We start from the raw sequence: 11,026 nt of genomic DNA, 5'->3' as shown, positions 1-11,026 counted from the left end.
CTTCGCCTGTTCGATGTCACGTGCAATTTGAGCCGATAGTTCATCCGGCGATGCGAATGTGTGATCGCCTCGCAACCGCTCGAAGAATTGAACAAAAAGATCCCGCCCGTACAGATCACGCTCCTGATCTAACAGATTGACCTCAATCAACCGTTCACCGGCGCCGAAGGTCGGTCTCGTTCCAATATAGACAATCGCATCATACCGAATCTCCTCACAGGTCGCTCTCGCCGCATAAACTCCATCCGCAGGAATCACACGATCCGGCGGGATCGGAATATTCGCCGTTGGCCAGCCAAGCGATTGCCCTTGCTGTCTTCCCTGAACAACGGTTCCACGAATGCCGTAGGGACGACCTAGCAGCGCTGCAGCCTCCCGCACCCTCCCGGATTGAATGAGATTCCTGATGCGCGTCGAACTGACCACTTCTCCGTTAAACAACACCGGTTGAAACGGATGCACCGTAAACCCGTACACTTTCCCGAAATCCTCAAGATCCTGAATTCTTCCTGTGCGGCCCTTTCCAAAGGCGAAATGTTGGCCGACGAAAATATCTTTGACCTTCAACGAGCGATACAAGATGTCCTCTACAAACTCCTGGGGACTCATAGCTGCCAAGGACTCGGTAAACTCAAGGAAGATGACATCGTCAATCCCGGCAGCCTCAAAGCGTGCCAGCTTGTCCTCCTGACTCGTCAGAAACCGCAAATCAACGTGTGGTGCCAACACTTTAACAGGATGTGGATCAAAGGTGAGCACAATCGCCGTCCCATTCGACGATCGAGCAGCTTTGACGACCGTCTCAAGTAACGCTTGATGGCCCAGATGGTGTCCATCAAAGTTGCCGATTGTGGCGACTGGATAGGGTCGGGGGCGGACGGCGGAGAGCCCCCGCGTCACGGTGAATTTCATCGTCAGTGGAGAAGACGCGCGGCGTCTTTGGCAAAGTAGGTCAGGATAAGATCGGCGCCGGCTCTTTTGATAGCCAAGAGAGATTCCAGCACCGCGCGCGATTCATCAAGCCAACCGGCCTTCCCGGCGGCTTTGATCATGCTGTACTCACCACTCACCTGATAGGCAGCGATTGGCAACAAGGTCCGACGTCGAGCCGCCGCAATGATATCGAGGTAGGGTAAGGCCGGTTTCACCATCACAATATCGGCGCCTTCGTTGACATCGAGCGCAATCTCGCGGAGAGCTTCACGCCCATTGGCCGGATCCATTTGATAGGACTGTCGATCTCCGAACTGAGGGGCCGATCCGGCTGCATCGCGAAACGGGGCATAGAAACAGGAGGCAAACTTGGCCGAGTAGGCCATGATCGGCAATTCCTGATATCCGGCCCGATCGAGCTCCTGTCGAATCGCTGCCACTCTTCCGTCCATCATGTCCGAAGGAGCGACCATATCGGCACCGGCTTCCGCATGGGTCCGGGCCATCGCCCGTAAGCATTCCAGTGTCTCGTCGTTCAGGATTCGACCGTCCTTTACGATCCCGCAATGGCCGTGGTTGGTGTATTCGTCGATGCAGACATCCGTGATAACCATGAGAGCTGGCACCTTGTCCTTCACAGCACGAATAGCGCGTTGTACGATCCCATCGGGATCGAATCCCGAACTACCTCTCTCATCCTTCTGATCCGGAATCCCAAATAAGATGATGGCAGGAATTCCGAGGCTCGCCACTTCCCCCGCTTCCTTCACAAGCAGATCAATCGATAACCGATATTGGCCGGGCATCGTGTCGATCGCATCTCGGCGATCTCTCCCTTCAGCGACAAAAATCGGGTAAATCAGATCGGAAGGCGAAAGCGCTGTTTCGCGGATCATTCGACGAAACGCTTCCTTCTCTCTTAATCGCCGCAACCGTTGAATCGGGAAGGCCATACTGCCTACTTTCTCGGCAAATTCGTTAAGAATACGACAAGATCACGGACCGAAATCATCCCCACCAGCTTCCCCTCTCGCGTCACTCCCAGATGCCGCAGGTGCGTTTGTGCCATCAGATCGTTCGCATCCAGGAGAGTCTTGCTTTCCTCGATTGTCATAATGGGAGCTGACATGATTTGTTCGACCGTCGTCTTGTGCGTATCGGCTCCCGCCGCAACAACTCGCCGAACCATATCGGTGTCCGTCAGAATACCGATGATATCTTTGCCGTTCGTCACGAACAGACTTCCGATGCCGCGATCCCGCATAATCCGCCCTGCGGTTTGGGCATCTGTATCCCGCTCCACAGTCACAAGTTTTTCTTTTGGTACCATGAAAGATTTCACCGGAACCATGAACTACCTCCCTGTTGCTGATCTCGTTAATTCCTACGACACATTCACTGCTCATTGCGCCGTTGCTGCAACCCTTGCGTCCTTTCCGTAATATCTGACGATGGCCTTTGTCAATGCCGGTACAGTGTTCTCTTCAGCCACTATGGCCACCGGCAACCCGTAGTCGGTCGCCGTTTTCGCCGTAATAGGGCCGATACAGGCGACGGCTGACTTTGCTGCCAAGCGACGCGCCACCTCTGCGCCTCCGACCATCTCGACAAAATTCCTTACCGTAGAAGAACTGGTGAATGTCACGACATCCACCCTCCCGTTGTCAATTTCCTCCCGAAGGCGATTCAAATCGGAAGCCGGTGCGACCGTGCGATAGACGGGAATCACGTCCACCTTTGCCCCCATCCCGCGCAACTGGTCCGGCAGAATCTCCCGTGCAACTTCGGCCCTTGGGATCAGAACTCTCATTCCGCGCAGATCACATGAAGCGAAAGAGGCCAGCAATCCTTCGGCTTGATACTCTGATGGAACGAGATCTGGACGGATACCATACTTGGCCAATTCAGCCGCCGTGCGAGGCCCGATCGCACAAATCTGCAGTTTGGCCAGAGCACGTGTGTCCTTCTTCGCGACCTGGAGTCGATCCATGAAGGGCGTAACTCCGTTCACACTGGTAAAAATGAGCCAAGAATACTGCTCAATTTCGGCAATCGCCTCGTCAATAAGTTTCCAGTCTTCGGGCGGCACAATTCGAATCGTCGGCACCTCAATCGGATCCGCACCGTAGGCTGCCAGGATCTGAGAGAATTCCCTCGCTTGCGCCTGAGCCCTGGTTAGAACAATCCGTTTCCCGAAGAGCGGCCGTCGCTCAAACCAATTCAACTGTTCCCTCAACTTCACCACCTCTCCAACCACGATAACCGTCGGCGGCTCCAGCTGAGCCTGCCCGGCCTTCATGACGATATCGGAGAGCGTCCCAACTACTGTTCGTTGCTCTGCCTTGGTTCCCCAGCGGACTGCTGCAACCGGAGTTTCAGCGGGCCTTCCTTCCTTCAGCAACCGTTCCACGATCGCAGGAAGCGTTTTCATCCCCATCATAAAGACCAATGTGCCGGACGTAATGGCAAGTTTCGGCCAATCGATGACCGTTGCCCCTTTACCAGGATCTTCATGGCCGGTGACGATCGTCACGCTTGACGCCAATGTGCGATGCGTTACGGGTATTCCCGCATAGGCGGGAACCGCAACAGCAGCAGTGACACCGGGCACTACTTCAAATGGAACACCGGCTGAAGCAACCGCCTCCGCCTCTTCTCCTCCGCGGCCAAAAACGAACGGATCTCCTCCCTTTAACCGAACCACCACCTGCCCGTCCCTGGCCCGATCAATAAGTAATCGATTGATCTCTGCCTGATCCTGATATTGTCCGCGGCCCCGCCGACCGACATAGATCCGCTCCGCTAGTTCCGGCGCATAGCTCAACAAAGCCGGATTCGCCAGGTAATCGTAGAGAACGACATCGGCTTGCTGAAGGCATTCCTTCCCTTTCACCGTCAGGAGGCCCGGATCCCCGGGTCCGGCGCCGACCAAGTAAACTTTGCCTCTTTGCTTCATGCTCATGGCGCTGTCCCATAGATCGCCTGCAGAATCTTGTCGGCTCCGCGAGAAAGCAATCGTTCCGCCAGTTGAACGCCGAGAGTTTCCGGATCCTTCGCCGATCCACAAACCATATCGCGGATAATTTCCTTACCATCGACGCTCGCAACCACACCTTCAAGCCTGACGTCCGCACCTGCCAAGGTTGCATGGGCAGCAATCGGAACTTGGCAGCCCCCTTGCAGCCGATGGAGCAGGGCACGCTCGGCCGTTACCAGCGTTCGCGTTTGGCTGTGTTCCAGTCCGCCAAGGAGAGAACGAACAAATGAATCGTCGCTTCGTCCTTCGATCCCCAGTGCTCCCTGTCCGATCGCGGGCAGGCTGATCGCCGGATCGAGGTATTCCGTAATCTCCTGTTCCCATCCCAACCGACGAAGTCCGGCCGCAGCAAGGACGATCGCATCGAATTGTCCCTCCCGCAGTTTCTTCAACCTGGTATCAAGATTTCCCCGCAACATGCCGACAACCAGATCGGGCCTGGCTTGCAGTAATTGCGCTTGCCGGCGAAGACTGCTGGTCCCAATCTTTGCACCCTGAGGAAGATCCATGAATCGCTTACCGTCCCGACTTATCAACGCATCCCGAGGGTCTTCCCGAAACGGAATACACAGTAACTCCAACCCATTCGGTAATGCCGTTGGAACATCCTTCATACTATGCACGGCCAGATCGATGTCCCCGGAGAGCAGCGCCTCCTCAATCTCCTTCACAAACAACCCCTTGCCGCCGATCTTGGCCAGCGGGACATCGAGTATCTTGTCCCCGGACGTCTGGATACGCTTCACCGTGACAGTGACCTGAGGTGCGAGCCGCCGCAATTGTTCCTGTACCCATTCGCTTTGGTGTACAGCCAGCTTGCTGCCACGGGTCCCCAGCACTAACGTTGACCGCTCCTGCTTTGATAAAATCATGACTTCTGTTCAGCCCCGGCGCCTGGAAACTCCTGGAAACGTCATCCAGGATTGTTCATTCCCCTTCTCTCGCTGGCGCCTTCGATCTCGACCTCTTCGCTCTGAAGAATTGGTCTCGCCTCACTCAAATTGAAGAACCGCCGCGCAGCTTCGACAAAGGCCGCCCCTTCCGCAGAGGTTACTTCGGCCTTGAGCGTGACCATCGTATTGTGAATCAGTTTATTCACGATCGAAGAGGCCATTCCTTCAACCAAAGCCCGTTCTTGCGGGGAAAGATGCGCTAAGCGGCCCATGGCCTTTTCCACCTCGTTTCGTTTGATATCTTCAGCCTTGCTCTTGAGGGCAACGATGGTGGGAGTCACCTCAAGGGACTGCATCCACTGTCGAACTATCGAAACCTCGTCCACAACCATGCGCTCAGCCTTCTCCGCTTCCTGCAATCGTTCCCCACGGTTCTGCTCGACACGGAACTTCAGGTCATCGATGTCGAACAGAAAGGCATTGTCGATATGCCTGACCGAAGGATCAATGTTGCGCGGAACAGAGATATCGATTAAAAACATCGGGCGATTCATCCGTTGTCTCACCGCCCGTAAGACATCATCGCTGTTCACAATGTAATGGGCTGCACCGGTCGAAACCAGGACGACGTCAGCCGTCGCCATTTCCTCTCGAAACTGTTCGAAGGGCACGGCCGTCCCATTGAACCGATTAGCCAGGTCGAGCGCATGTTGCGGCGTCCTCGTCGTCACTCGCACGTGGCGAACACCGTTTGCAATGAAATGCCGCGCAGCCAATTTGGCCATCTCGCCTGCGCCAATCAACAGCACGGTCTTGTCCCGAAGATCGGAAAAGATCTTCTTCGCGAGTTCAACGGCCGCATAGCTGACCGACACCGCCGTTTCTGCGATCTTCGTCTCAGTCCGTACCCGTTTCGCCACCGAAATGGCTTTTTTGACGACTTTGTTGAGAATCAAACCGGTTGACTTGTGGGTCAAGGCCGTCTCAAACGCCTCTTTCAACTGCCCGAGGATTTGAGACTCCCCCACAATCATGGAATCGAGACTGGATGCGACACGAAACAGATGTGTAACTGCGCGATCACCAGTCTGCCAATAGAGATGTGGGGTTAATTGCTCCGACGACAATGACATGTGGGCATCGGCAAGAAACTCCTGAATACGGCTATAGCCCAGTTCCAAATCTTCCACCACCGCGTAGACTTCCACGCGATTGCACGTGGAAAGCAGTATCCCTTCCTTGACTCCGGGATACGAACAGAGCCTGGCCAAGGCCTCTCCCAGACGACTCTCCGGAACCGCCAGTTTCTCTCGGATTTCTACCGGCGCGGTTTTATGGCTGAGGCCAACCACGACGATATGCATATCACGACACCGTCCCGAAGCTTTTCACCGCTACACCAATCAGTGTGAGAATCACGCAAGCGAAACCGATGATGGTCAAATAGGCCGCACGCTTCGCTCTCCAACCAACGGTCAATCGCCCGACCAGCACCACAAAGTAAAATAACCAGGTCACAACGGCCCACGTTTGTTCAGGATTCCAGCTCACATAGGTCCCCTGCGCAAACTCTGCGGAAATGGCCCCGGTAATGATTCCAAGGGTCAAGAGGGGGAAGCCCAATATGATCGAACGTTGATTCAACTCATCGAGAAAATCCAAAGCGGGCAATTTGGAGTACAGCACATTGAATCGTTTGGACTTGAGAAGTCCTTCCTGGATCAGATACATGACACCTGCGACAAACGCGACGGCGAAGCCCACGGTTCCCAGCATACTGAGCGTCACATGGATCCAGAGGGTTCGAAACATCGGCTGGAGGGTGGGAACCGTTTGAGGCAGTGCTGCCGCAGACACGAGGGAAACCAACGCCAATGGTACGATAAACGATCCCAAAACATGAAGGCGATGGCGGAACTCGACGGCAAGAAACACCAGAATCAACATCCAGGAAAAAAAGGATAAGGCCTCGTGAAAGCTGGGAGTCAAGGCACCCGTAGCCTCCAACATTCGCGCCACCAGCGCGATGGTGTGGGAGACGAACCCGACGGCCGTAATGGTTAGCGAAACCGTTGAGAGGGCCTCTGCACGTCTGACAAGCAAGGCGAGAAAAGACACAGTGGCAGCAAAGTAGAGTGCCATTGTGACCATAAAAAACACGGCGGCCATGAGGTCTATCCCCTGAAATTTTCAGGACATTTCGATAGGTCGTAAACGGAGAATTATATCGATGGGCCGACGAAAGAGTCAACAAATGTTCATGGGCCTCCCCGGTCAGTCAGGCACACATCAACGAAGAGGCACACTATTCATCGTAGGAAATTCTCTCGGTTCTCCGGAAGACGTGTCATTCCGTGCTGTCTCGATCTTGAAAACAGTCCCAATCGTCGTTGCAGAGACACCCCTCAATGCTCAGGCACTCTTGGCGCATCATGAAATCCGGACGAGAATTACGGGTTATGACCCTCGCAATGCGGAAGAGAAGATTCCGGTGTTGGTGCATCATTTAAAACAAGGACATGACATCGCCCTCTTGTCAGACAACGGACTTCCCGTCATCTACGACCCCGGCCGGCTCTTAATCCGCGCTGTACAACTGGCCGGCTATCCTGTGAAAATCGTTCCGGGACCGTCTGCATTGACAGCAGCCATTGCGCTCTCGGGTGGCACGGGGGACCGGTTTTTTTTCGAGGGGAAACTGCCCCGCACCAGGTATCGCCTTGATGAATTCTTCAACAGGTTTCGCAACGCAACTTACACGGTCGTCTTCTATACCGACCATGTTGTCCTGCCTCGCGTGATGGGCAGCCTCATTCGAACATTGCCGGATCGACACATCACGTTAGCGGTAAACATGACAATGGAAACCGAAGGGATTTTTCAGGGAAGGCCCGCGGAACTGATGGAAATTGTGCGGACTTTTACCCATAAGGATGAAATCACTGTCGTAGTGGATACAGTGCGTACAGGAGGAAGAAACAGGAGTAGGAAGGGGCGATACGGAACTAGTCGTCCTTTCGCCGCTGAATAACAACCCGGAAACATTGGCCGACCGGCTCCTGGAATAACACAGTATGCCCTTCGTTGCTCACACTTTGAGGAACGTTGCGTATCGGCTCACCTCCATCGAGAATCACTGAGAGGATTTGTCCCTCCTCCATCGACTCCAATTTCAGTTTGGTTTTCACAAAATTATAAGGACAGATGACACCGCGCAAATCTAATTCAGCATCGGGCTTTGCTGTCTGATTCTGATCACCCATTCAAATCCCTAAACGTCCGACCGGAACCCGTTAAATCCATCGACTATCGCCTTGGCGTTGCATCGTCAGGACAAAAGAAAAAGGGGCAGCTTTTCAGCTGCCCCTTTCCTCAAAGCTTCTCGCTTTTGTTTAGTGGAGCCCCTTCACCAAATTGGGCTTGTTGGCATCGGCTCCATAATCTGACTTGTTCTTATCACCATAGCCCCACCCTGGCTGCGGCTCGCAGTTCCAGCAGGGAGCGGCACCGGTGAATTCACCGACGCTCGTCGTCACGGTCCCTTCCGTCACCGTCCCAGGAAGCACACCGCCGGCAACGCCACCAGTGTAACCGCCACGATTGATGTTGATCGCCCGTTCACCGTTCGGATCAGGACGCTGTCCGAGTCCACCAAAGCCCTGCTTGGTAGCCGTAGTGTGGACCAAATAGGCATCCAGGATCATCTTCTTTCCGGTGCCGAACGGCTGATCTTTCGTGGTTTCTTCCCGCACTTGGAAGGTCACTTCGTCACCGACGTTGAGATTCTTGATTTCCTGGATGTTGGAGCGGTCATTCATGTATAGAGGAACGACGGTTCGCGCCCCGTAGCCTACTTTACCTTCCTGGGCCTGGTCGTTGACATTCCCCACCCCGCCCGTTTCAATCAACAACCTATTCTGGGCAAAATCGATCGCGAAGACGCGGCCATAAACAGTTTCCGGCTGGTCCAAACGATCGAGGAAGTTCGTCCGATCGAAGGTGGTGACGCGCGTGCTCGAACCGGAGACGTCGCCGACTCCAGTACCCACACCCATACCGGATTGATTGGTTTGCAGGCGCTCCTGGGCTCCCGCCACACCGACGGAGCCGACAAGTAGGACCGCCGCTCCTAGTGCCAACACGTTACGCATGTGCTGCCTCCTTGGTGAGTTAGAAGATAAAGTAAATGACGAACAACAAAGATGTACGATTACTACCTGAACTATGAAAGCGTTGTATTTTCATCGTGCTAGGCGGTGGACTATAGGCTACTGCAGTAGACATGTCAAGGGGGATAATTTGTCAACTAATCAGATGAAATTAAGAGCATCAGATTCAGCTATTCCCACAACATCTTGCGGTCTTGTGGTGCCCGGAGGGAGGGTCGAACTCCCACTCTCTTGCGAGAACCGGATTTTGAGTCCGGCGCGTCTGCCAGTTCCGCCATCCGGGCGCCTGTCACCCAAACAAGGGGGGCACTTCTAACATGAAGCGATCTAAGGGTCAATCGGACCTCCCTCTTTTCTTTCCGCATTTTTGAATGTTAGTATTGCACCAACGCTTACGTTTCTATCTCACAGGGAGGAACCTGACACCATGGCCGAAGTGCAATGCGTAACTTGCGGGCAAGCGGGAGAACCGATCACTGACAACTTGTTTATGGGAAAGCTCGAGGCTGAAATCAAGTCGAAGGTCTGTAAACCCTGCTGGAAGAAATGGGAATCCATGCGTGTCATGGTGATTAATGAATATCAAGTCAATCTGGGAGATGAAAGCGGACGAGAACTCGTGAAGAAACAGATGAAAGCCTTCCTGAAAATCGGTGATGAACAGGCGGACACTTCCAAGATCGACGAAAACTATCGGCCGCAAACATAAATCGACCACACCATTGAGCCTGTTGCACATCTCCTGCGGATTTTACTGACTGGAATTTCCCCAGAGATCTCGCGACCTTCGTTGACAGGTCTTTTTTAAAAATGATACATTGCACAGTTACTTTTCTAGCGGCATATTTTTCCGGCCTGCTGAGGGAGATGATTTCGCCGTGATCACCCAGATGCATTTGAAAGGGTTGATGTTCGATCCTTACAATAACGCCTACATCGTCGTATTGCGCGATGAGGAAGGAGCGGAGATGCTCCCGATCTGGGTCGGCAGAACGGAAGCCGGGGCCATCAGCATGGCGTTAGAAAACGTTGCCCCCCCGCGCCCGATGACCCACGATTTCATGAAGTCGATTCTTGACGCTTATGACGCGAAAATCCTCAGTGCAGTGATCACCGACCTCAACGAGAACACCTATTACGCCAAGATCCATCTCATGTACGGAGATTCCGAATACACCGTCGATGCGCGCCCGAGTGACGCTATTGCTCTGGCATTGCGTTCCAATGCCCCGGTGTTTGCAAATGAATCCGTATTGAACAAACAAAGCTCCGAAGAACTCGAACGCTGGCTGGAAAATCTCAAGCCAGAGGATTTCGGCAAACTGGACTCGTAAGCCGCACGCATATGCTCAGGTGATGTCATGGAACGATCGCTTTCTGAAAATGACCGTACACTGATCGAGTACACCGTGGATCGCGTGCTCGACGAAACCAATACGGACACGAGGATCGTCGTGTTGACCCGTCGAGACGGCGAGCCAGACACCTTCCCGATCTGGGTGGGAGCGGCAGAAGGTCACGCAATCAAATTGGGTCTCGATACCACGATGACACCGCGCCCTATGAGTCACGACCTGATCAAAAGCTTCATCGAGCATTTGGGTGTCACCGTCCGACACGTCGTTATCTACGACGTAAAGAACAGCACGTATTACGCGAGGGTCCACCTCGAGAATCAGGGCGTCGAACGCACGGTTGATGCCCGGCCAAGTGATGCCATTTCGTTGGCGTTGCGGACACATTCACCGATCTACGTCACGCCGGACGTGCTGACCCGACGCAGTACGTCGAACCTTGACAACTGGCTGGCCAAACAGGACAGCAAAGGAATAAACGCACAAGAAGTACGGGAATCCTGAATTGCCCGGACGTGAAGGAGCAGGAGAAGAACACGATGACGACCTACCTACAAAAACCCGCTGACGTGAATGAAAAGTGGTACCTGGTGGATGCCGAAGGGAAGACGCTGGGGCGCCTGGCGGCCAAAGTCGCAG

General features: G+C 54.0%; 13 protein-coding genes and 1 tRNA gene. 4 read left to right on the top strand and 10 right to left on the bottom strand.

The window, feature by feature from the left end; genetic code table 11:
- The 7 genes from ACWVCN_RS09650 to ACWVCN_RS09620 all read right to left on the bottom strand — a co-directional run.
- A partial coding sequence (locus tag ACWVCN_RS09650; protein WP_455245401.1) for a bifunctional riboflavin kinase/FAD synthetase occupies nucleotides 1-900 on the bottom strand: 900 nt, incomplete at its 3' end.
- A gap of 14 nt (nucleotides 901-914) precedes the next feature.
- Nucleotides 915-1,886, bottom strand: coding sequence for a porphobilinogen synthase (gene hemB, locus ACWVCN_RS09645; RefSeq protein ID WP_455245399.1), 972 nt, complete (start codon nucleotides 1,884-1,886; stop codon nucleotides 915-917).
- Between the two features lie 5 nt (nucleotides 1,887-1,891).
- Entirely contained in the window at nucleotides 1,892-2,284 is a 393-nt protein-coding gene (locus ACWVCN_RS09640; protein WP_455245398.1) for a CBS domain-containing protein, read from the bottom strand.
- A gap of 51 nt (nucleotides 2,285-2,335) precedes the next feature.
- Nucleotides 2,336-3,895, bottom strand: a complete 1,560-nt coding sequence (cobA, locus tag ACWVCN_RS09635; protein WP_455245396.1) for a uroporphyrinogen-III C-methyltransferase — start codon at nucleotides 3,893-3,895, stop codon at nucleotides 2,336-2,338.
- Nucleotides 3,892-4,842 (bottom strand): hydroxymethylbilane synthase, encoded by a 951-nt coding sequence (hemC, locus tag ACWVCN_RS09630; RefSeq protein ID WP_455245395.1) that lies wholly within the window; start codon nucleotides 4,840-4,842, stop codon nucleotides 3,892-3,894. Before hemC ends, cobA begins: the two co-directional genes overlap by 4 nt.
- Before the next feature lie 41 nt (nucleotides 4,843-4,883).
- A complete protein-coding gene (gene hemA, locus ACWVCN_RS09625; protein WP_455245394.1) occupies nucleotides 4,884-6,227 on the bottom strand; it encodes a glutamyl-tRNA reductase in 1,344 nt (447 codons plus the stop codon).
- 1 nt (nucleotide 6,228) lies between these two features.
- Complete coding sequence (locus ACWVCN_RS09620; RefSeq protein ID WP_455245392.1) at nucleotides 6,229-7,032, bottom strand: cytochrome C assembly family protein; 804 nt, start codon at nucleotides 7,030-7,032, stop codon at nucleotides 6,229-6,231.
- 61 nt (nucleotides 7,033-7,093) lie between these two features.
- Here ACWVCN_RS09620 and rsmI point away from each other — a divergent pair, with 61 nt between their 5' ends.
- Nucleotides 7,094-7,894, top strand: coding sequence for a 16S rRNA (cytidine(1402)-2'-O)-methyltransferase (gene rsmI, locus ACWVCN_RS09615; protein WP_455245391.1), 801 nt, complete (start codon nucleotides 7,094-7,096; stop codon nucleotides 7,892-7,894).
- Here the strand turns inward: rsmI and ACWVCN_RS09610 are convergent.
- The 3 genes from ACWVCN_RS09610 to ACWVCN_RS09600 all read right to left on the bottom strand — a co-directional run bounded on the left by ACWVCN_RS09610 (nucleotide 7,869) and on the right by ACWVCN_RS09600 (nucleotide 9,316).
- A complete protein-coding gene (locus ACWVCN_RS09610) occupies nucleotides 7,869-8,126 on the bottom strand; it encodes a sulfurtransferase TusA family protein (protein ID WP_455245390.1) in 258 nt (85 codons plus the stop codon). The two genes, rsmI and ACWVCN_RS09610, sit on opposite strands and share 26 nt — an antisense overlap.
- 129 nt (nucleotides 8,127-8,255) lie before the next feature.
- Nucleotides 8,256-9,014, bottom strand: coding sequence for a hypothetical protein (locus tag ACWVCN_RS09605; RefSeq protein WP_455245389.1), 759 nt, complete (start codon nucleotides 9,012-9,014; stop codon nucleotides 8,256-8,258).
- Nucleotides 9,015-9,229: 215 nt separating this feature from the next.
- Nucleotides 9,230-9,316, bottom strand: a tRNA-Leu gene (locus tag ACWVCN_RS09600).
- Between the two features lie 143 nt (nucleotides 9,317-9,459).
- Here ACWVCN_RS09600 and ACWVCN_RS09595 point away from each other — a divergent pair.
- The 3 genes from ACWVCN_RS09595 (at nucleotide 9,460) to ACWVCN_RS09585 (ending at nucleotide 10,891) form a co-directional block, all read left to right on the top strand.
- Nucleotides 9,460-9,741, top strand: coding sequence for a Fe(2+)-trafficking protein (locus tag ACWVCN_RS09595; RefSeq protein ID WP_455245388.1), 282 nt, complete (start codon nucleotides 9,460-9,462; stop codon nucleotides 9,739-9,741).
- Nucleotides 9,742-9,910: 169 nt separating this feature from the next.
- The gene (locus tag ACWVCN_RS09590) at nucleotides 9,911-10,366 is read left to right on the top strand and encodes a bifunctional nuclease family protein (RefSeq protein WP_455245386.1); all 456 of its coding nucleotides are present in this window, start codon (nucleotides 9,911-9,913) and stop codon (nucleotides 10,364-10,366) included.
- Between the two features lie 27 nt (nucleotides 10,367-10,393).
- Complete coding sequence (locus ACWVCN_RS09585) at nucleotides 10,394-10,891, top strand: bifunctional nuclease family protein (protein ID WP_455245384.1); 498 nt, start codon at nucleotides 10,394-10,396, stop codon at nucleotides 10,889-10,891.
- The last annotated feature ends 135 nt before the right edge of the window (nucleotides 10,892-11,026 follow it).

The organism is Petrachloros mirabilis, from assembly GCF_975968855.1.
Note: the sequence above shows the minus strand (reverse complement) of the source record. Positions and strands in the feature narration are given on the sequence as shown.

Excerpts from the sequence above, each read along its gene's own strand:
- hemA (WP_455245394.1), bottom strand. The coding sequence starts at position 6,227 with ATGCATATCGTCGTGGTTGGCCTCAGCCATAAAACCGCGCCGGTAGAA.
- hemB (WP_455245399.1), bottom strand. The coding sequence starts at position 1,886 with ATGGCCTTCCCGATTCAACGGTTGCGGCGATTAAGAGAGAAGGAAGCG.
- cobA (WP_455245396.1), bottom strand. The coding sequence starts at position 3,895 with ATGAGCATGAAGCAAAGAGGCAAAGTTTACTTGGTCGGCGCCGGACCC.
- hemC (WP_455245395.1), bottom strand. The coding sequence starts at position 4,842 with ATGATTTTATCAAAGCAGGAGCGGTCAACGTTAGTGCTGGGGACCCGT.
- rsmI (WP_455245391.1), top strand. The coding sequence starts at position 7,094 with ATGGGCCGACGAAAGAGTCAACAAATGTTCATGGGCCTCCCCGGTCAG.
- ACWVCN_RS09585 (WP_455245384.1), top strand. The coding sequence starts at position 10,394 with ATGGAACGATCGCTTTCTGAAAATGACCGTACACTGATCGAGTACACC.
- ACWVCN_RS09640 (WP_455245398.1), bottom strand. The coding sequence starts at position 2,284 with ATGGTTCCGGTGAAATCTTTCATGGTACCAAAAGAAAAACTTGTGACT.
- ACWVCN_RS09620 (WP_455245392.1), bottom strand. The coding sequence starts at position 7,032 with ATGGCCGCCGTGTTTTTTATGGTCACAATGGCACTCTACTTTGCTGCC.
- ACWVCN_RS09610 (WP_455245390.1), bottom strand. The coding sequence starts at position 8,126 with ATGGGTGATCAGAATCAGACAGCAAAGCCCGATGCTGAATTAGATTTG.
- ACWVCN_RS09605 (WP_455245389.1), bottom strand. The coding sequence starts at position 9,014 with ATGCGTAACGTGTTGGCACTAGGAGCGGCGGTCCTACTTGTCGGCTCC.
- ACWVCN_RS09595 (WP_455245388.1), top strand. The coding sequence starts at position 9,460 with ATGGCCGAAGTGCAATGCGTAACTTGCGGGCAAGCGGGAGAACCGATC.